The organism is Demequina sp. (genome assembly GCF_024642165.1).
GTDB lineage: Bacteria > Actinomycetota > Actinomycetes > Actinomycetales > Demequinaceae > Demequina.
Genome location: NZ_JAHEBP010000040.1, coordinates 1 through 18,625 on the forward strand (window position 1 = coordinate 1; position 18,625 = coordinate 18,625).

The 18,625-nt window shown below is 72.0% G+C and carries 18 protein-coding genes; 4 read left to right on the forward strand and 14 right to left on the reverse strand.

Annotated elements, in window-relative coordinates:
- The 3 genes from Q0L54_RS05455 to Q0L54_RS05465 all read right to left on the reverse strand — a co-directional run.
- On the reverse strand, positions 1-931 hold a 931-nt coding region (locus Q0L54_RS05455; protein ID WP_296666074.1), incomplete at its 3' end, for an aminotransferase class V-fold PLP-dependent enzyme.
- 30 nt (positions 932-961) lie between these two features.
- Positions 962-2,545: an AtzH-like domain-containing protein gene (locus Q0L54_RS05460; RefSeq protein WP_296666075.1), complete on the reverse strand. Its 1,584-nt coding sequence runs from the start codon at positions 2,543-2,545 to the stop codon at positions 962-964.
- Positions 2,542-3,630: an acetamidase/formamidase family protein gene (locus tag Q0L54_RS05465; RefSeq protein ID WP_296666076.1), complete on the reverse strand. Its 1,089-nt coding sequence runs from the start codon at positions 3,628-3,630 to the stop codon at positions 2,542-2,544. Before Q0L54_RS05465 ends, Q0L54_RS05460 begins: the two co-directional genes overlap by 4 nt.
- 113 nt (positions 3,631-3,743) lie before the next feature.
- On the opposite strand from Q0L54_RS05465, the gene Q0L54_RS05470 reads away from it, so the two are divergent.
- Together Q0L54_RS05470 and Q0L54_RS05475 are read left to right on the forward strand one after the other, a co-directional pair.
- Positions 3,744-4,436 carry a YoaK family protein gene (locus Q0L54_RS05470; RefSeq protein ID WP_296666078.1) on the forward strand — a complete coding sequence of 231 codons (693 nt, stop codon included), beginning with the start codon at positions 3,744-3,746 and terminating at the stop codon, positions 4,434-4,436.
- A 182-nt stretch (positions 4,437-4,618) separates the two neighbouring features.
- Positions 4,619-5,065 (forward strand): Hsp20/alpha crystallin family protein, encoded by a 447-nt coding sequence (locus Q0L54_RS05475; RefSeq protein WP_296666079.1) that lies wholly within the window; start codon positions 4,619-4,621, stop codon positions 5,063-5,065.
- An 84-nt stretch (positions 5,066-5,149) separates the two neighbouring features.
- On the opposite strand, the gene Q0L54_RS05480 is transcribed toward Q0L54_RS05475, so the two are convergent.
- Positions 5,150-5,743, reverse strand: a complete 594-nt coding sequence (locus tag Q0L54_RS05480; protein WP_296666080.1) for a gamma carbonic anhydrase family protein — start codon at positions 5,741-5,743, stop codon at positions 5,150-5,152.
- A 158-nt stretch (positions 5,744-5,901) separates the two neighbouring features.
- On the reverse strand, positions 5,902-6,963 hold the full coding sequence (locus Q0L54_RS05485) for an SDR family NAD(P)-dependent oxidoreductase (protein ID WP_296666081.1): 1,062 nt from the start codon (positions 6,961-6,963) through the stop codon (positions 5,902-5,904).
- A gap of 133 nt (positions 6,964-7,096) precedes the next feature.
- On the opposite strand from Q0L54_RS05485, the gene Q0L54_RS05490 reads away from it, so the two are divergent.
- Positions 7,097-7,648, forward strand: coding sequence for a TetR/AcrR family transcriptional regulator (locus Q0L54_RS05490; protein ID WP_296666082.1), 552 nt, complete (start codon positions 7,097-7,099; stop codon positions 7,646-7,648).
- Positions 7,649-7,683: 35 nt separating this feature from the next.
- Here the strand turns inward: Q0L54_RS05490 and Q0L54_RS05495 are convergent, their stop codons facing one another.
- The 6 genes from Q0L54_RS05495 to Q0L54_RS05520 all read right to left on the reverse strand — a co-directional run bounded on the left by Q0L54_RS05495 (position 7,684) and on the right by Q0L54_RS05520 (position 14,601).
- Positions 7,684-8,724, reverse strand: a complete 1,041-nt coding sequence (locus Q0L54_RS05495; RefSeq protein WP_296666083.1) for a LacI family DNA-binding transcriptional regulator — start codon at positions 8,722-8,724, stop codon at positions 7,684-7,686.
- Between the two features lie 56 nt (positions 8,725-8,780).
- Positions 8,781-9,599, reverse strand: coding sequence for a carbohydrate ABC transporter permease (locus Q0L54_RS05500; RefSeq protein ID WP_296666103.1), 819 nt, complete (start codon positions 9,597-9,599; stop codon positions 8,781-8,783).
- Between the two features lie 56 nt (positions 9,600-9,655).
- Positions 9,656-10,654 (reverse strand): carbohydrate ABC transporter permease, encoded by a 999-nt coding sequence (locus Q0L54_RS05505; RefSeq protein WP_296666084.1) that lies wholly within the window; start codon positions 10,652-10,654, stop codon positions 9,656-9,658.
- A gap of 93 nt (positions 10,655-10,747) precedes the next feature.
- Positions 10,748-12,085 (reverse strand): extracellular solute-binding protein, encoded by a 1,338-nt coding sequence (locus Q0L54_RS05510; RefSeq protein ID WP_296666086.1) that lies wholly within the window; start codon positions 12,083-12,085, stop codon positions 10,748-10,750.
- Positions 12,086-12,292: 207 nt separating this feature from the next.
- Complete coding sequence (gene mnmA / locus Q0L54_RS05515) at positions 12,293-13,378, reverse strand: tRNA 2-thiouridine(34) synthase MnmA (RefSeq protein WP_296666095.1); 1,086 nt, start codon at positions 13,376-13,378, stop codon at positions 12,293-12,295.
- 65 nt (positions 13,379-13,443) lie between these two features.
- Positions 13,444-14,601, reverse strand: coding sequence for a cysteine desulfurase family protein (locus tag Q0L54_RS05520; RefSeq protein ID WP_296666096.1), 1,158 nt, complete (start codon positions 14,599-14,601; stop codon positions 13,444-13,446).
- Positions 14,602-14,680: 79 nt separating this feature from the next.
- On the opposite strand from Q0L54_RS05520, the gene Q0L54_RS05525 reads away from it, so the two are divergent.
- The gene (locus Q0L54_RS05525) at positions 14,681-15,514 is read left to right on the forward strand and encodes an oxidoreductase (RefSeq protein ID WP_296666097.1); all 834 of its coding nucleotides are present in this window, start codon (positions 14,681-14,683) and stop codon (positions 15,512-15,514) included.
- Positions 15,515-15,570: 56 nt separating this feature from the next.
- On the opposite strand, the gene Q0L54_RS05530 is transcribed toward Q0L54_RS05525, so the two are convergent.
- From Q0L54_RS05530 to Q0L54_RS05540, 3 genes are all read right to left on the reverse strand, one after another.
- The gene (locus Q0L54_RS05530) at positions 15,571-16,530 is read right to left on the reverse strand and encodes an electron transfer flavoprotein subunit alpha/FixB family protein (RefSeq protein WP_296666099.1); all 960 of its coding nucleotides are present in this window, start codon (positions 16,528-16,530) and stop codon (positions 15,571-15,573) included.
- Positions 16,527-17,315, reverse strand: coding sequence for an electron transfer flavoprotein subunit beta/FixA family protein (locus Q0L54_RS05535; RefSeq protein ID WP_296666100.1), 789 nt, complete (start codon positions 17,313-17,315; stop codon positions 16,527-16,529). Before Q0L54_RS05535 ends, Q0L54_RS05530 begins: the two co-directional genes overlap by 4 nt.
- Positions 17,316-17,354: 39 nt before the next feature.
- A partial coding sequence (locus Q0L54_RS05540; RefSeq protein ID WP_296666102.1) for a DUF1593 domain-containing protein occupies positions 17,355-18,625 on the reverse strand: 1,271 nt, incomplete at its 5' end.

The window sequence follows — 18,625 nt, forward strand, 5'->3', positions numbered from 1 at the left end:
CCAGCCCCTGGACGCCCGCCAGCATCGCGCTCCCGTGGAGCGCGTGACGCGCCTGGTAGGCGCCCAGCCCCTCCTCGAGCACCAGCCGCGCGCACTCGCGGGCGCCGTACAGCATCGTGGTGGCCTCGGTGTGGTGGTTGAGGCGACGCGGTGACCAGTAGTCGAAGATCATCGCGAGGTCGAAGTAGTTGGAGCGGATGGGATGCGCGGAGACCGCGTCGCCCTCGACGCGGATGCCCGCCTCGACGCTCTTGCGGCGCTCGATCTCCTCAACGGCACGCGCGGAGAAGGTGGCCGGCGCCGAGCCGGACGGGCCTCCCAGGCACTTCTGCAGACCGGCGGTGGCGGCGTCGACGCCCCACTCGTCGGTGAGGAACGGATTGCCGCCGATGGACGCGGTGACGTCCGCGTAGAGCAGGCAGTCGAACCGCTCGCACAGCTCGCGCAGCCCCTCGAACGGCTGCATCATCGTGGTCGAGGTGTCGCCGTGCACGGTCGCCAGCACCTTGGGGCGCACGCGCTCCATGGCCGCCGCGATCTGCTCGACGTGAGCGACCCGGCCCCACTCCACGTCCACCGTGTGGACCTCCGCGCCGCAGCGCGTCGCGATCTCCACGAGCAGGTGCCCGAACCGGCCCATGACGGGGACCAGCACGCGATCGCCGGGCTCGAGCAGCGACACCAGCGCGGCCTCGATGGCGCCGCGGGCGGTCGAGTCGATGAGCAGCGTCTGCCGGTTGGAGGTCTCGAACACGCCCCGGTAGAGGTCCATGACCTCGTTCATCCAGCCCGTCATGGCAGGGTCGTACTGCCCCACCAGCTGGGCGGACATCGCGCGCAGCACGCGCGGATCCGCGGTGATGGGCCCCGGGCCCATGAGGAGCCGGGCCGGCGGGTCGATGGGACCCGGCAGGCCGCCGTGCAGTGACATCGCGGACCTCCCCCGAGATGTTGATGTGACTTACAGAGTCTGCCTCACGGGTGTTTCACCGTCGTTACGCAGCATGGCTTCGATCTCGAGGCCCACGTCGACCAGCAGCCGATCCGAATCGCGCGGGCCCACCAGACACAGGCCCACCGGCCCGGCCGGGGTGGACAGCACCGGCACGGAGAGCGCGGGGCGACCGGTGAGCCCGGCGATCGCGGTCATGCTGAGGGTGGCCTGGCGACGCTGCTCGAGCTCCGATTCGGACGCGTCCAACGCGGGCGCGGCCGATGCGGCTGCGGGAATCAAGAGGATCCTGTCACCCAGTGCGGCGTCGAGATCCGCGGCGAGCCGCGCCACGTCCTCCCCCGCGGCCCATTCGCGCTCCGGGGTGACGTCGCGCGCCCACGCGAAGCGCGCCTCGACGTCGGGGGCGAGGGCGCCGGGGTGCGACTCCACCCACGCGCCGTCGCTGCGCCAGGCCTCCGCGGACTGCGTGACGCGGAACGCCATCAGGAGATCGTCGAGCGGGGGCAGGTCGACGGCGTCGACGATGCAATCCGCGGCCACCAGGGCCTCCACCGCGGCGTCGAACGCAACCCTCACGCCGGCCGCGCAGACCATCATGGCGGAGGGCGCGGCCAGGAGCCCCGGCGCGGGAACGGTCCTGCGCTCCGGGCTGATCACGGCGTCGACCACGGCGCTCAGCGTCTCGCCGTCGCGCGTCATCCACCCCACCGTGTCGTAGCGCGGCGCGAGTGGCGCGACACCCTCGAGCGAGACCGCACCGTGCGTGGTCCTCAGCCCCCAGAGCCCCTGGTAGGACGCCGGAATGCGGATCGAGCCGGCGGTGTCCGTCCCCAGGCCGATGCTGGCCTGGCCGAGCGCCACCGCCGTGGCGGGGCCGCTTGAGGAGCCCCCGGGGATCGCCCCCGGCACGGCCGGATTGGGCGGTGTCCCGTAGTCGGGGTTCAGCCCGGCGATCGAGTAGGCGAACTGATCGGTCTGGGCGATTCCCGCGATGTCCGCGCCGGCGTCGAGCAGCGCCTGCACCGAGGGCGCGGACGCCTCCTCCACCGGCGCCTCCGCGAGGTAGGCGCGCACGCCCACCCCGATGCGCTGGCCGGCCACGGCGTAGAGATCCTTGACCGCGACCGTGTGGCCCGCGAGGGGCCCCTCGCCCGACCCGGACACGAGCGGCGCGCCCACCACGCGCCACACCCGAGCGTCCATGGCCGGTGCGGGGGCGGTGACGTGGGCCGCCGCGATGCGCCAGGCCCCCGCATCGTCCCGGCGCCACAGCTGGGTGACGATGCCGCGCCCGCCGCCGGCGGGCGCGTTGACCGTGGTGACGTGCGCCGCGGCGTCGCCCGCCGCGTGCACCACCAGGTCCATCACGTCCCGCTCCCCCACCCCGCCGCGGCGGCCGCGGAAGCCGGTGATCCGGTCGCGCCCCACCAGCAGGCCGTTGCGGTCGGCGCGCAGCGTGGCGTCGCCCGGCTCGAAGAAGTCCGCGAGCGCTGCGAGGTCGTCCGCGACCAGCGCGGCCTCGTAGCCGAGCACCGCCTCGACCAGGCCCTCGGGCGCGGGCCCGCCGCCCTCCACGTGGATGTTCGTCACAGGACCCCCTCGAAGTCGGCGCGACGGATGCGGGCGTGGACGCCCTTGACCAGGTCCACCACCTGGGAGATCTCGAAGTCCGTGGCGGCGGACAGGTACGCGTAGGCCAGGTGCGGGGCCATGCCGTAGCGGGCCCCCAGCAGCGCGATCGCCTGCCGCACGCAGGCCCGCATGGCCTCGTCGAGGTCCTCGTGGAGACCGGTGGGCATCAGGTAGTCGGCGTCCGCGGCGAGCGGCGAGGCCAGCGCCCCGAATTCGCGCGCGGCGTCCGTCGAGTCGAGGAGGTCGAGGCGGACGCGCACCCGCAGCGACGCCTCGAGCGCGGTGAGCGCGACCTCGCCGTGGCCCTGGGCGAAGTGCGGGTCGCCCACGTAGGCGAGGGCCCCGGGCACCTGCACCGGAAGGTAGAGCGTGGCGCCCGCGACCAGGTGACGGATGTCGATGTTGCCGCCGTGCGGGCCCGGAGGGACGGAGTGCGCACGCTCGCGGGTGTCCGTGGCCACGCCCATGATCCCGAGGAAGGGCGCCAACGGGAAGGAGACGATGCGGTCCCCGCCCGCGGTGAGCGGCAGCCGGCCGCGCCACTGGCCGTCCGCGTCGGGCGCGATGGGCGCGAACACCGAGACGTCCTGGGGACCCTGGGGGAACTCCCCCGCGAGTGCTCCGCGCCCGTGGCGATTGGAGATCACCCCGTACGGAACGCGGGGGGTCGCCTCGAGCAGCGTGATCGCGAGCAGGTCGCCGGGCCGGGCGCCGCGCACCTCGACGGGGCCGGTGACCACATGCGGGCCGTCGGCGGCGTCGCGCGTGCGGGTCGCGGCGATCGCGATCGCGTCCTCGAGCACGTCCCCGGCGGCGACCCCGTGGTCACCGAAGAACGCCCGCGGATCCTGGCCCTGGTCGGGCAGCAGACCCTCGTGGCTGACGGTGTCGATCGTGATCTCCGCGCCGGGGTCGACGGCGAGCACCGGGGCGTCGCCTCCCCGTGGCAGGCGACCCCACAGCACGGCGGACGGATCCGCGGGCAGGTACGGCGCATCGTCCAGGCCGACGCCGGGCTGCAGGGTGCCCCGGAAGTCCCCCACGCGCCCTCCCCTCGGCGGGCCGCCGGCGCGGCGTGCCCTAATCTGTGTCCGACACTACCGCCGCCCCGGGCGCTGACCGGGGCCCCACCCCCGGAGGCACAGTGCTCGACAGGATGCGCCGCGATCCCGCCACCGCCCACCTGGGTCTCATGCTGGCGCTGACCTTCTCCACCGGGATCATCGACGCGGTGGGCTACCTGGGACTCGACCGCGTCTTCACGGGCAACATGACGGGCAACGTGGTGATCCTGGGCATGGGTCTCGCCGGCGGCACGGACCTCCCGGTGGGAGGCCCGCTGATCGCGCTCGCGGCCTTCATGGGCGGCGCCGCCGTCGGGGGTCGGGCGCTGCGCGGCGCGAGCTCCGCGTGGACCGCGCGGCACTCCGTCCTGTTCGGGGCCGTCGGGGTGGTCATCGCGCTCGCGGCGGTGCCGGCCGCGCTGGTCGACGCGCCCGGACGCGGCCTGCAGTACGCCGTCACCGCCGCTCTCGGCCTCGCGATGGGCTGCCAGGCCGCGGCGGCGCGGCACGTCGCCGTCAAGGACGTCACCACGGTGGTGGTCACCTCGACCATCACGGGGCTGGCCTCGGACTCCGTGCTGGGCAAGGGCGGCGGCCAGCCGTGGAAGCGCCGCGCGGGCGCGATCCTGCTGATCGGGCTCGGCGCGCTGACGGGCGCCCTGCTGCTCAAGCTGCACATCGGCGCCGGGATGGCGCTCTCGGCGGTGCTGACGCTGGTGGTGGCGTGGATGGGACACGTCACCCACCCGGGCCGCGGCGCGCGGCTGCCGTACGACGCGGCCTGAGGGCCGGCGGCGCGCGTCCTTCCGACAATCCGACAGGGCCTGCGTAGGCGATCTATCAGGCATGACACGTAGACTTGAGCGATAGTCGCTCAGGTCTTATCCTGGAGGCGGAGCGCGGCTCCCGCGCTCGCCCATGAGGGCGCCATCCCTCACGGGAAACGGTCCTACAAGGAGGTCAGATCATGGCACGAGAGGTTCTTCGTCGCTCCGTTCCGGCCGGCGCCAGCACGCCGTGGCCGGACGACTTCCAGCGCATCGTGCAGCAGTTCTTCGGCGACGCCGACGCGTCCCTCGCGGGCGCCTTCAGCCCCGCGCTCGACGTCGAGGAGACCGAGGACGGCTTCACCATGCACGTCGAGCTACCGGGCGTGAAGCCCGAGGAGGTGGACGTCTCCCTCGAGGAGAACGTGCTCACCGTCTCCGGCACGCGCGACTTCTACGACGACAAGACGGCCGACGGGTTCCGTCGCGTCGAGCGTCGATTCGGCAGCTTCCACCGCGCGGTGCGGCTGCCCGACCGCGTCGACCCCGACCATGTCACCGCGTCCTACAAGGACGGGCTGCTCACGGTCACGGTCGCCAAGGCCGAGTCCGCGAAGCCGCGGCGCATCCAGGTCGCCACCGACTGAGCCGGTTGACGGCAGGCGCGGGGCCCGGAACCGACATCCGGGCCCCGCGTCCCGCGGCGGCGGGGCGCCGCACCCCCCAGGGCGTCAGCCGATGATCTCGTCGTCGTCGTGAGCCCCGTAGAAGTCGCTCTGGCCTCGTAGCAGCTCGCGCATCGAGGTGCCGCGTTGCACGCCGTAGACCGTGCCCGTGAAGTCGAGATCCTGCTGGATCGCCCACACCTCCTCGTGACGATCGGGCGGCAGCATCGTGGCGGGGGTGCCGGCCGCGATCCAGCCGATCGGCACCAGCGTCCCTTCCGCGAGCACGGTGTTGACCTGGACCACCGCGCGGATCCTCACCTCGCAGCCGCGCTCGAGGACGGCGCCGGGAAACAGCGCCGCGCCCGTGGCGATGAAGCATTCGTCGCCGATGTGGGCGCCGTTGACGTGGACGTGCGGTCCGATCACCACGGCGTCTCCGATCAGCACGTCGTGCCCCGCGCGCGCCTTGACCAGCGCGTTCTCCATCACCACCGTGTCCTCCCCCACCACGATGCGCCCGTCCTCCGCGGTCAGCACCGCGCCGTGCAGCACGCGGACGCCGGGGCCGATCGTGACGTCGCCGCAGACCACGGCGCTGGGCGCGACGGTCGCCGCCGGATCGATGGATGGGGACTTGCCGCGATGCGTGACGATCATGCCCACCATCGTAGGGACCGGCCCGCGAACGTACGAGGGTCCCGGAGCTCTCGCCCCGGGACCCCGCTCCCGATACCGCCGTCGCCCCTCGGCCGGAACGCTCGCGCCGCCGGACACGGTGCGGCGGCGCGGGCGGGCCCAACGGCGGCGGGGAGTCTCTAGATGGCCGACCAACCCCCGTCCGAGGGAAGGATGACGCCGCTGAGGTTGACCGCGTCGTCGGACAGCAGGAAGGTGATCGACGCGGCGAGGTGGTCGGGGGTGACGGGCGTCGTGAGGATCGCCATCGCGGCCTCGACGCGTTCGCGGCCCAGCTCCGAGTCGAATCGCGCCTCGATGTTGGTGATGACGGGCCCCGGGGCGACCGCGTTCACCCGGATGCCGCTGGAGGCGTACATGTAGGACGAGCTCTTGGTGATGCCCACCACGGCGTGCTTGGAGGCGGTGTAGGCGACCCCGGCGGCCGAACCTCGCAGCCCCGCCTCGGACGCGATGTTGACGATCGAACCCCTGCCGGCGGGCAGCATGCGCTGGAGGACGGCCCGGCTGAGTCGCATCAGGCCCTCGACGTTGACGGCGAAGACCCGCGCCCAGACCTCGTCCGTGACCTCGTGCAACGGGGTCATGTTGTCCATGATCCCGGCCACGTTGGCGAGCGCGTCGATGCGGTCTCCGGCGGCCTCGAGGACCCGCGCGATGTCCTCCTCCTTGGTGACGTCCGCGGTCACGATGGTGACGTCCAGGCCCTCGTGCTCGGAGGCGAACTCGGCGAGGCGCTCGGCGGAGATGTCGAGCGCGATCACTCGGCCGCCCTCGCGGGCGACGCGGGAAGCGGTGGCACGGCCGATTCCTGAGCCCGCGCCCGTCACCACCACCGTCTGGCCGGTGAACCGACCCTCGGTGATGCGCTCCTCCCACTCCTGCTCCTCGTCCTCGTCGGGCGCCTGCGCCTCAGCTGGCACGGGGGCGTCGGCCGGCGCGGCGGCGTCGCCCGCCTCCATGCGCCGCGCGGTCTCGGCCATCAGGCCGTCCAGCATCTCCTGGCTGAACTGCCCGTTGCTCAGCTTGACCAGCTTCTTCATGGAGAAGCGCTTGACGGGGCTGAGCGCGCGTTCGCTCTGGCCCGACTGGGCGAGCATCTCGCGCAGGACGGGACCGGCGTAGGGGTGCGCGAGCCATTCGGCGATCTTGGAGTCGCCGGTGGGAACTGCGGGGGCCATGAGAGCTCCTTTGCTCAGGGACGTCGGGGGGCTGCGCCCGCGGAGAGGCCACTACCGTCACGATCGGTCATCGCCTACAACTCCGCAACCGGACAACGATGTCCGGTTGCTGCTCAGCCTATACATTCTTGGCATGACCGGAAAGTCCAACCGCGGCCCCGGCGCGGCCACCGAGAACCGGGCCGCCCTGGTAGCCGCCGCCCGCGACGTCTTCGCCGAGCAGGGCGTGGACGGGCCGCTCTCCGCGGTGGCGAAGCGTGCCGGGGTAGGTCAGGGAAGCCTTTACCGCCACTTCCCGAGCCGCGAGGCCCTGGCGCACGCGGTCTTCGACGAGAATCTCGCGGAGGTCGAGCGGCTCGCCGCGCACGACCACAGCTCGCTTCGCGACGTGACGGACCTCATCACGCATCAGCTGGAGGGCAACGCGGCGATGATCGCGTACTTCGCCCACGAGGGCGACCCCCGGCTGCGGGGATTCGAGGCGCGCATCGCGGCAGCCCTGGCACCCAAGGTGGAGGCGGCGAGGGCGGACGGCACCCTGGGCCCCCGGACCACGGTGGACGATGTGGTGCTCGCCGTGGCCATGCTCGCGGCGCTGGTGGCGCGGGTGCCCGAGGCGACGCGGCATGCGCGGGTCGAGGACGCGTGGGCGCTGCTGATGCGCGGGCTGGGCCCGGGCGCCTGACGGGCCACCCCCGCGCGTGACCCGCGGCCGCGGGGTCAGGCGGAGTCGCGGATCACCAGCGAGGTGGGCAGGATCACCTCGTGGGGAAGATCCGTGCGTCCCGCCAGGACCGCGATGAGAATGTCCGCCATGGTCCAGCCCATCTGTCGCGACGGCTGGCGCACCGTGGTGATCGCGATGGGGCCCGACACCGCCGCGGCGCTGTCGTCGAACCCGACGATCGCGATGTCCTCGGGCACCCGGATCCCGCGTTCGAGCAGCACCGGGATCGCGCTCGCGGCCATGAGGTCGGAAGCGATGAAGATGCCATCGACCTCGACGCCCGAGTCGAGGATCTCGCGCATGGCGCGGGCGCCGCCGGAGATGGTGAAGTCGCCATCCACCACGGGACCGGCCGCGACACCCGCCTCGTCGAGCGCCGCCCGCCAGCCCTCGAGGCGGTCGATCGCGCTCTGCATGTTGATGGGCCCGGTGATGGTGGCGATGCGCCGGCAGCCGCGCTCGACCAGCAGGCGCGTCACGTCCCTGGCGCCGGCCACGTTGTCCACGTCGACCACGTACGCCTCGAGGGCCGCCACCGAGGAGCGCCCGCCGAACACCACCGGGAGGTGCTCGGTGATGCGGCGCAGGAAGCGGTCGCTGGTGTGGTGCGACACCACGATCGCGCCATCGACCGCGCCGCCGCCCAGGTAGCGAAGAGTCTTTCCCCTGGGGTCGTGATTCGCGATCATGAGGTTGAGGACGTAGTCGCTCTGCTCGAGGCGCTCATCGATGCCGGCGACGATCTCCGCGAAGTAGATGTCGCCGAAGAACCGGGTGACATCCTCCGGGGCCACCAGCGCGATGGCCTGCGACTGCTGGCTCACCAGCGAACGCGCGGCCCGGTTGGGAACGTAGCCCAGGTCCTTGACGGCGCGACGCACCGCGGCGGCGATGGGCGCCGACACCGACGGCGAGCCGTTGACCACGCGCGAGACCGTCGCTCGCGACACCCCGGCGCGGGCAGCGACCAGCTCGAGGGTGGGCGCCTGCGCGCGCCCCGGCAGCGTCACGTCCGTTCCGTCATCAGCGGGCATGGGGCCATCGTCTCAGACAGGGCCCCATGCCCGTGGACGATTCGCGACATGGCCCGCTAGCCCTTGACCGCGCCGGCCATGATGCCCGAGACCAGCTGGCGGCCGGCGAACATGAACAGGAGCAGCAGCGGCACGGTCGCAAGCAATACCCCGGCGAGCACCAGCGAGTAGTCGACGAAGTAGTTGGCCTGCAGGATGGACAGCGACACCGGCAGGGTCGGGTTCGCCTGATCGAGCACGATGTACGGCCACATGAAGTTGTTCCAGCTGGTGACGAACGTGAACAGGAACAGCATCGCCGCGGCGGGTCGCGCCGCCGTGAGGCCCACGTGCCAGAAGGTGCGGATCATGGAGCAGCCGTCCACCCGCGCGGCCTCGATGAGCTCCGTCGGCAGCGCCTGGGAGATGTACTGCGTCATCCAGAACACGCCGAAGGCCGTGACCAGGCCGGGGATGATGACGGCGCCGATGTTGCCCGTCCAGCCGAACTTCGACATCAGGATGTACAGCGGCACGATGCCGAGCTGGACCGGCACCGCCATGGTCGCGATGACGGCGACCAGCATGGGGCCCGAGCCCTTGAACCGCAGCTTCGCGAACGCGTAGCCCGCCAGTGTCGACAGCACCACCGTGGACACGGCCGTGACGGTCGAGACCAGGATCGAGTTGCTGAGACCCTTCCAGAAGTTGACGGCCGGGTTGCTCAGCACGGTCGAGGCGTTGGCGAGGAAGTTCCCGCCCGGGAACCAGGACATGTTCGGATCGTTGATGGTGAACCGATCGCCGGAGGCGATGAGGAAGGACCAGTAGAAGGGGAACGCCGAGGCGATGAGGAACACCGCCAGGCCTGCGTAGATCCACCAGGAGGGTCGCATGGTGGCGACGGCGCTGGCGCCCCCACGGACGCGTCGACGCGGAGCGGTCGTGACGCTCATTTCTTCACCTTCTTCACCTTGGGTGCGGTGTCGCCGGCGATGAGTCTGCGAGTGACCGCGAAGTTCAGCATGCCGATGGCGATGATGATGAGGAACAGCACCCAGGCCACCGCTGCGGCGCGGCCGAAGTCGAAGTTCCCCCATCCGGTGTTGTAGAGGTACAGCGTGATGGTCTCCCACTGGTTGTTGGAGCCGCCCTGACCGGTGGTGTCGTACATGCGCGGCTCGTCGAAGATCTGGAGGCCACCGATGGTCGACGTGATGATGACGAAGATCATGGTGGGACGGATCTGGGGGACGGTCACCGAGATGAAGCGCCGGAAGTTGCTGGCGCCGTCGATCGCTGCGGCCTCGTAGAGGTCGCGCGGGATCGCCTGCATCGCGGCGAGCAGGATCAGCGCGTTGTATCCGGTCCAGCGGAAGTTGACCATGGTGGCGATCGCCACGTGACTGGGGATCACGTCGACGTGCCATGCGATCGAGCTCAAGCCGATGTCGTTGAGGAGCGAGTTGATGAGGCCGTAGCGGTCCCCGAACATGTTCGAGAAGATCAGCGCGACGGCCACCGGCGCGACCACGTACGGCAGCAGCACGCCCATGCGCCAGAAGGTCTTGGCGCGGATGTTCTTGTCGAGCATGGCGGCGATGAACGTCGCGACGATGATCTGCGGCACGGAGGACAGCAGGAAGATCGAGAAGGTGTTGCGCAGCGACAGCCAGAACTCGCGGTCCTGCAGCACGAACGTGAAGTTCTCGAAGCCGATGTACGTGCCGGTGTTACGGACCAGGTCCCAGTCCTGCAGGGAGATCACGGCGGTGTAGATGATCGGGAACATCCCGACCACGGCGAACACCAGGAAGAACGGTGCGATGTAGACGTACGGCGAGTACTTGACGTCCCAGCGCCCTACGCGTTGGCGCCAGGTGGGCGGTGCGGTGGTCCGCGGGCCCGGCGCGTCATCGCGTCCCGGGGCCTTCGGCTCGGTGATGGTCATCAGAGATTCCTCGGTTCAAGGCGGATGTGGCCAAGGGTGGGAGCGGTTCGGGCCCCCTCTGGGGGACGAGGGGGCCCGAACCGATGGGTGGTGCTAGCCGATCGCGTTGACGTCGGCCTCGAACTGCGCCCATGAATCGGCGGCGTTCATGGTTCCCTCATCCACGCGGCGCAGGGCGTTCACCATGGCGTCGCTGACCTGGAAGTAGTGGGGACCCTTGTACGGGGCCACCGTGACGGCCGCGGCGCGCTCGGTGAAGATCTCGCCGGTGGGCGCGTCGTTGAAGAAGGCGTTGGTCGCGCTCTTCACGGCGTCGGAGTTGGATGCCTCGGGCTGGCTGGGGAAGGCGCCCACGTTCGCGAAGGCCTTCGCCTGCTGCTCGGGAGCGGTGAGCCATGCGGCCAGCTCCTTCGCCGCCTCGACGTTCGCGCCGGCGTCGGGAACGGTCAGGTACGAGCCGCCCCAGTTACCGCCGCCGTTCGGGAAGGCGTTGGCGATGTCCCAGTTGCCCTCGGGAGCGTTGCCGTTGATCACGCCGAGCATCCAGGACGGGCAGGGCATGGCGGCGAAGTCACCGTTCGCCATTCCGGCCGCCCAGTCATCGCTCCACTGTCCGAGGCCGGCAGAGACGCCGTCCGCGCTCGCCTGAGTCAGGGTGTCGTAGATGTCCCGCACCTCGGGGTTGCTGAGCGCGATGATCTCGTCGGTGGCCGGGTCCTCGTAGGGCGCCTCGAGCTGGCCGATCATGGCCTGCAGCATCGCGGCGTTCTCCTCGTAGAAGCCCTTGCCCGTCGCGTCGGAGTACTCCTTGCCCAGCGCGAAGTAGTTGGCCCAGTCGCCGTCGATCGCGGCCGCCATCGCGTCGGGAGACGCGTCCATGCCGGCTGCCTCGATGGCGTCGACGTTGTAGCAGATGGCCTCCGGGCCGATGTCCGTGCCGTAGCCCACGAGACGGCCGTCCTTGTCGGTGGCGGCGTCGGACTTCCACTGCAGCCAGCGGTCCGCGAGAGCGGGGTCCGTCAGGTCGGCGAGGAGGTCGGAGTACTGCAGCGCCTCGGGCAGCCAGTCCACCTCGATGGCCTCGATGTCGGCGAGACCGCCGGGGCCGAGCTTCGTGAAGAAGTTCTCACGAGCCGTGTTCGACGTGTCGGCGACGTTGTAGACGATGGTGACGTTCGGGTGCAGCTCCTGGTACTCGGCGATCAGGTCGTACTGGTAGTCGCCGCCACCCTCGGAGCTCGACGCGTAGCCGAACTGGTTGAATGTCGCGAGAGTCAGCGTCACCGGCTCGTCGCTCATCATGCCGTCATCCGAAGGCTCGGCAGAGCTGCCACCGCCGGAATCCGAGCTGCTGCATCCCGTGAGGGCGATCGCGAAGGCCGCGGCGCCAGCCACGATCCCGAACGAGGTCTTGCGTCGTGAGAGGCTCACGTTCACTCCTTTGTGTCCGTCTTGGTTGGTGATCCTGAGAGCGCTCTCTCTGGGAGAGCGCTCTCACGTATCGCCTTCAAGGTAAGGCCAGCGTCCACCGGGTGTCAATCCGGGAGCGCGTGGCGTGACCGATTCGTTGCCGAAACGTTACGAGAGGGGCGTGAGCGGGCGCTCCCTGCGGCGCGACGATGCGGCGCTCGCGACGGATCAGGCGTCGCGGCGGGCGAGGGTCGCCTGGCCGATCACTCGGCTTCCCTGGTAGATCACCAGGGACTGGCCGGCGGCGACCCCCCGGAGCGGGGTTTCAAGGTGGACCTCGATGGCGTCGCCCGCCCGCACCACCGAACCGGGCACCGGCGTGCCGTGCGCCCGCACCTGCGCCGCGCACGGGGTGGCGGAATCCGCCGGCACGTCGGGCGCGAGCCAGACGGTGCGCTCCCCTACCAGCCGCGTCACGCTCAACAGCGTCTCGGGCCCCACGGTGACCACGTTGCGCTCCGTGTCCACGCCCGTCACGTATCGCGGCGCGCCGTCGGGGGCGGGGCGGGGCAACCGGAGCCCGCGCCGCTGGCCCACCGTGAAGGCGTAGGCGCCAGCGTGGGCGCCCACCACCTCGCCCGACTCGTCGATGATCTCGCCGGGCCGGTCCCCGAGCGCGCGCCGCAGGAAACCCGGGGTGTCGCCGTCGGCGACGAAGCAGATGTCGTAAGAGTCCGGCTTGTTGGACACGCCGAGCCCGCGCGCGGCGGCCTCGGCCCGCACCTCGTCCTTCGAGCGCATCGTCCCGAGCGGGAACATCGCGCGGGACAGCTTGTCCGGGCCCATCACGGCCAGCACGTAGGACTGGTCCTTGGCGGCGTCGGCCGCGCGGTGCAGCTCCCGAGCGCCGTCCTCGCGGATCTCGATGCGCGCGTAGTGGCCGGTGCACACGGCGTCGAAGCCGAGCGCTCCGGCGCGCTCCAGCAGCGTGTCGAACTTGATGTGCTCGTTGCAGCGCACGCACGGGTTGGGCGTGCGCCCCGCGGCGTACTCGGACAGGAAGTCCGTCACCACGGTGTCGTGGAACTCCTCGGACAGGTCCCACACGTAATACGGGATGCCCAGCCGGTCCGCGGCGCGGCGGGCGTCGTTCGAATCCTCGATCGAGCAGCAGCCGCGCGATCCCGTCCGGTGCTCGTCGCGGTTGCGGCTGAGCGCCATGTGCACGCCCACCACGTCGTGGCCGGCGTCGACGGCGCGCGCGGCGGCCACGGCGGAGTCGACTCCGCCGGACAGGGCGGCGAGCACGCGCATGCGGGGACCTCCGGGCTCAGGGACCCGACCATTGTACGGACCGGGCGCCGGGCGCCCCGACGGCGTCAGCCCGCCGCGCGAGCCCGTCGCACGGCGTCCGGCAGCGCACCGAGCACGGCGTCCACGTCCGCGACCGTCGAGGTGCGTCCCAGGCTCAGCCGCAGCGTGCAGGCGGCGTCCCCCGCGGACCACCCCATGGCCAGCGCGACGTGGCTTGACTGGACCACGCCGGCCGAGCAGGCGGAGCCGCTCGACGCCTCGATGCCGGCGGCATCCAGCAGGAACAGGACGGACTCCGCGCGGGCGCCGGGGAGCACCAGGTGGACGATGCCCGGGAGGCGGCGCGACGCATCGTCCGGTCCGGAGACGGTCGCCGCGGGCACGGCGGCCGCCACGCCGCCCACGAGCCGCGCCCGCAGGTCTTCGAGCCGCGCCCGTTCGGTCCTCCGCTCCGCGACCGCGGCCTCGAGCGCCGCGGCGAAGGCGGCCGCGCCCGGGGCGTCCAGAGTGCCCGAGCGCACCGAGCGCTGCTGCCCGCCGCCGTGGGCGAGCGGCTCGAGCGGTGCGTCGCGCCGGGCCACGAGCGCACCCACGCCCACCGGACCGCCCAGCTTGTGCGCGGTCACCGACATCGCGGTGAGCCCGGACGCGCGGAAGTCGACGTCGAGGTACGCCACGGCCTGGACGGCGTCGGCGTGCACCGGCACCCCTTGGGCGGCGGCGATCGCGACGGCCTCGGGCACTGGCTGGACGGTCCCCACCTCGTTGTTCGCCCACATCAGGGAGACCAGGGAGGTGCGGGCGTCGACGGCGTCGGCGAGCGCATCGAGCGACACGGCGCCCTCAGCGTCGACCGGGAGCTCGACCAGGTCCACCTCACCGCGTGCGGCGAGCCAGCGCGCGGGGTCCAGCACGGCGTGGTGCTCGATCGCGCTCGTGACCAGCCCGCGCAGCGCCGGGTCCGCCCCGGAACGTCCCCACTGCAGGCCCTTGACCGCGAGGTTGTCCGCCTCCGTGCCCCCGGAGGTCAGGATCACCTCGGCGGCGTCGGCACCCAGCGCGGCGGCGATGCGCTCGCGCGCGTCCTCGACGATCGCGCGCGCGGCGCGGCCGGCGCCGTGCAGGGAGGAGGGATTGCCCACCGCGGCGGCGGCGTCGACCCAGGCCTCGCGCGAGGCCTCCCGCAGCGGCGTGGTCGCGGCGTGGTCGAGGTAGTGGGTCACGGGCCCCAGTCTAGGAAGGGTCCGGGACCAGGCCCGGGCACGCTAGCGTGACGGGGGACGGTTCACGCGAGGAGACTTCATGGCGACCTGGTTCATCACCGGCTGCTCGACCGGCATCGGCCGCGCGACGGCGGAGAAGGCCGCCGCTGCCGGGCATCGCGTGGTCGCGACCGCGCGCCGCCCCGAGTCCCTGGATGACCTGGTGGCGCGCTTCCCCGACACGGTCGCTGCGCTGCCCCTCGAGGTCAGGGACGATGCGCAGATCGCCGCCGCGGTCGACGCGGCGCTCGCCCGCTTCGGCGGCGTGGACGTGGTGGTGAACAACGCGGGCATCGGCTACTTCTCGACCATCGAGGAGTCCGATCCGGAGGATGCTCAAGAGGTGATGGACGCCAACTTCTGGGGCGCGGCGAAGGTCACCACGGCGCTGCTGCCGCACCTGCGCGAGCGGCGCTCGGGACACATCTTCACCGTCTCGTCCATCGCCGGCGTGCGCGGGTCCGCGGGCCTGGGCTACTACTGTGCCTCGAAGTTCGCGGTGTCGGGCCTCATGGAGGCGCTGGCGGCGGAGGTCTCCCACCTGGGCATCCGTGTCACCGTGCTCGAGCCGGGCCCGGTCCGCACGCTGTGGATCCCGAGCGGCGCGAAGAACGACGACGTGCTCCCCGACTACGAGCCGGTGATGCGGCCGTTCTGGGACCGCATCCACTCGCTGCCCGGGAACCAGCCCGGCTCGCCCGCGGCCGCCGCCGAGGCCATGCTCGCGCTGGCGGACCACCCGGAGCCGCCCCTCCACCTCATCTGCGGCGCCCACGCGGTGACCCAGACGCGGGCGAAGCTCGCGCGACTCGGCGGAGAGGTCGACCGGTGGGAGGAGCTCTCCCTCAGCGTCGACCGGCCGGCGGACGCGTGAGCACCGTCGCCTGATTGCGACACGGGCGTCGGGCGTGGAGCCCCTGACGTCGAGCCTCAGACGTCGCGACGCTCCTTGATGCGCGCGATCACCTGCGGGATCACGTCGCCCAGGTCGCCCACCACGCCGAAGTCCGAGATCTCGAAGATCGGGGCGTCGGGGTCGATGTTCACGGCGACGATGGTGCCCGACGCCTGCATGCCACCGCGGTGGTGCACCGCGCCGGAGATCCCGCACGCGACGTAGAGCGCGGGAGTCACGGTGGTGCCGGTCTGGCCCACCATGTGCTCGTGGGAGATCCAGCCCTCGTCGGTGGCGTCACGGGAGGCGCCCACGGCTGCTCCCAGCACCTCTGCCAGCTCACGCACCAGGGTGTAGTCGCCGCCGGTGCCGCGCCCGCCCGAGACCACCACGGGCGCCTCGGCCAGCGGGATGCCCTCCTGTGCCGGCACGGGCTCGACGGCAACCACGGTCTCGCGGGAGGCCAGGGGCTCGAAGGCCACGTCGACCACGACCGCGGCGCCGGGCGTCTGCGCCGGCGACGCCTGGGTGGTGTTGGGGCGGATCGCGACGATGCCCGCATCCGTCTCGATGCGGGAGCGGACGTTCCACGTCGCCGCGAACACCGTCTGCAGGGTCTCGATGCGGCCGTCGACCAACTCGGCCCCGGCGGCGTCGACCACCACGCCCGCACCCGTCGCGAGCGCCAGGCGCGTGGCGATCTCCTTGTTGACGAACGTCGAGATCATCACGATGGCGGAGGCGTCGGCGGTCGCGGCGCCCAGGGCGGCCGCTCCCCCGGCGGCGAGCCGCGCATCGTCCCCGCACGGGACCACGCGCACCTCGGCGGCGCCGTAGACACTCAGGCGCTCGACCTGCGCCCCGTCGGGGGCGTCGCCCAGCCACACCGCGACGGGAGTGCCGAGCGCGCGTGCGAGCGTGAGCGCCTCGAAGGTGGGCTGGGTCACGGAGCCATCGCGGCTCTCGACCAGGACGGCGACGGTGGCGGCGCTCATGCGAGCCCCCTCTCGATCAGGAAGTCGGCCAACGCGGTGCCGCCCTCCCCCGTGTCGGTCACTACGGTGCGGTTCTCGCGCGGCGGGCGCGGCGAGGCGTCCACCACGACGGTGCGCGCGGCACCGGCGCCCACCGCGGCCGCCTCGACGCCAAGGTCCGCGAGCGTCCAGGTGGTGACGGGCTTGGTCCGCGCCGCCATGATGAGCTTGAAGTTGGGGTAGCGCGGCTTGTTGGCCTCGTCCGTCACGGAGACCACGGCCGGGAGCGGGGCGCTCACCGTCTCGTGCGCGTCCGGGAGGTGCCGCACGATGGTCGCGGTGGCGCCGTCGACCGCGAGGTGCGACGCGAGGGTCAGCTGCGACCAGTCGAGCTCGGCCGCGAGCGCGGTGGGCAGCATCGAGGTGAGACCGTCGAGCGCCGCCATGCCGGTGATGACCAGGTCGAGCGGCGCCTCCTCGTGGACCTTGCGGACGGCGGCCGCGATCACTCGGGCCGTGCCGAAGACGTCCGAGCCCGCGACGGCCGCATCCGACACGTGGATGGCATGGTCGACGCCCAGCTGGAGGGCCTTGCGGACCGCCGCCACGGCATCGTCACCGCCCACGGTGAGGGCGTAGACCTCTCCCTCGCCGGCGGCCTCCTTGAGCTGCAGGGCCGCCTCGACCGCGTTCTCGTCGAGCTCGTTCATCGTGCCGTCGTCGCCGGTCCGCGTCACGGCGCCCTCGGTGAAGGATCGCTGCGACTGAAGGTCCGGGACGAACTTGACCGTCACCAGGATGCGCATGGGGAACAGCCTACTGGCGCGGCGGGCGCCGCCCGGCGGTCAGCGCACCGTGAGGACGATGCGGGCGTAGGCGGTGAGCGGCGGCTCGCCCTCGTCGGTGGCCTCGAGGATCACGTGCGCCGTGGTGCCCGGCGTCGCGTCCGCCGGGATCCGCACCTCGAGCGAGTCCTCGCCGGTGCGCGTGAGGTCGACCTCGGCGTCGAGGGTTCCGGCCTCGCGGTACTGCCACGGGCGCACCGAGACCGGGTCGCCGTCGGGGTCGGACGCCACCCACCGGATCGTCACTACCTCGCCGGGCTCCGCGTCGACGTCGAGGCCCGTGGACACCTCGACGCGCGGGGCGTGGTTCGCGCCGGCATAGGACGGCGTGACGGACCATCGCAGGCGAGCGGCGAAGTCGCGCTGGAACGCGGGCAGCCAGCGGGCGACGTCGCCCCAGTCGACCGGCGGTCCGGACAGGTCGAGCCCGCGGAATCCCGCCGAGACCCAGTACCGCTGGTCCGTGGCGTGCGGCTCCTGGCGGCCGCCCCAGCCGCCGAACGTGGGGTGCTCGAAGTTGCGCAGGCCGTTGTCGATGTGGAGCGCGTAGTTGGAGGTGTCGCCCTCGGAGATCCACGCGCCGGCGGGCTCGACGGGAAAGAACACCTGGTAGCCGCGCTCGCGCAGCTCGTCGTCGGTCATGTCGCGCAGCCCGAAGTAGTCCTCCGGGTCGAAGCCCTCGGCCATCTGCAGCCCGTCGCCCCACACCCGGTAGGCGGCGCCCACCGGTCCCGCCGAACTGACGTTCTCGCGCGTCCACTCTGCGGAAAGGTACGCGTGGCTCTCGGGCGGCGTGACCCACCGGGCCGCGTATCCCCAGGCCGCCGTCGCGACCTGCCGGAACTCGAGATCCGGCCAGTGCGGACGGATGTACTCGGCGAACGCATCGTCCTGCTCTCCCCAGGCCGTGAGCACCGTGCGGCGGCTGATCCGCTCCTGGACGGCCGGCCACTCGGAGGTGCCAGCGTACCGCTCCTCGATCGACATGAGCGCCCGTGCGATGGTGTTGAGCCCTCCCCACGCCTGCGCCACCACGATCCCGGGCTCGTGATCCAGCAGCACCCGGGCGATCAGATCCGAGCCGGGCGTGGGTTCTCTCCGGTCGCCCGCGTCGATCAGGTTGCCGTCACGCACCAGCGCGCGCAGCGTCGCGGGCGCCGGGTAGCGAGGGTCGTGGACCACCAGGTTGGCGTGCACCGCCTCGTAGGCGTCGAGGGCCTGATCGATGTGGCCGCGAGCGCCGGCGGGCGGCCACCGGTGCGGCGCGATGC

Bases quoted from the DNA above. Each gene is read 5' to 3' on its own strand.
- Q0L54_RS05525 (WP_296666097.1), top strand. From the start codon at position 14,681: ATGGCGACCTGGTTCATCACCGGCTGCTCGACCGGCATCGGCCGCGCG.
- Q0L54_RS05530 (WP_296666099.1), bottom strand. From the start codon at position 16,530: ATGAGCGCCGCCACCGTCGCCGTCCTGGTCGAGAGCCGCGATGGCTCC.
- mnmA (WP_296666095.1), bottom strand. From the start codon at position 13,378: ATGCGCGTGCTCGCCGCCCTGTCCGGCGGAGTCGACTCCGCCGTGGCC.
- Q0L54_RS05500 (WP_296666103.1), bottom strand. From the start codon at position 9,599: ATGCGACCCTCCTGGTGGATCTACGCAGGCCTGGCGGTGTTCCTCATC.
- Q0L54_RS05490 (WP_296666082.1), top strand. From the start codon at position 7,097: ATGACCGGAAAGTCCAACCGCGGCCCCGGCGCGGCCACCGAGAACCGG.
- Q0L54_RS05485 (WP_296666081.1), bottom strand. From the start codon at position 6,963: ATGGCCCCCGCAGTTCCCACCGGCGACTCCAAGATCGCCGAATGGCTC.
- Q0L54_RS05535 (WP_296666100.1), bottom strand. From the start codon at position 17,315: ATGCGCATCCTGGTGACGGTCAAGTTCGTCCCGGACCTTCAGTCGCAG.
- Q0L54_RS05480 (WP_296666080.1), bottom strand. From the start codon at position 5,743: ATGATCGTCACGCATCGCGGCAAGTCCCCATCCATCGATCCGGCGGCG.
- Q0L54_RS05475 (WP_296666079.1), top strand. From the start codon at position 4,619: ATGGCACGAGAGGTTCTTCGTCGCTCCGTTCCGGCCGGCGCCAGCACG.
- Q0L54_RS05505 (WP_296666084.1), bottom strand. From the start codon at position 10,654: ATGACCATCACCGAGCCGAAGGCCCCGGGACGCGATGACGCGCCGGGC.
- Q0L54_RS05470 (WP_296666078.1), top strand. From the start codon at position 3,744: ATGCGCCGCGATCCCGCCACCGCCCACCTGGGTCTCATGCTGGCGCTG.
- Q0L54_RS05495 (WP_296666083.1), bottom strand. From the start codon at position 8,724: ATGCCCGCTGATGACGGAACGGACGTGACGCTGCCGGGGCGCGCGCAG.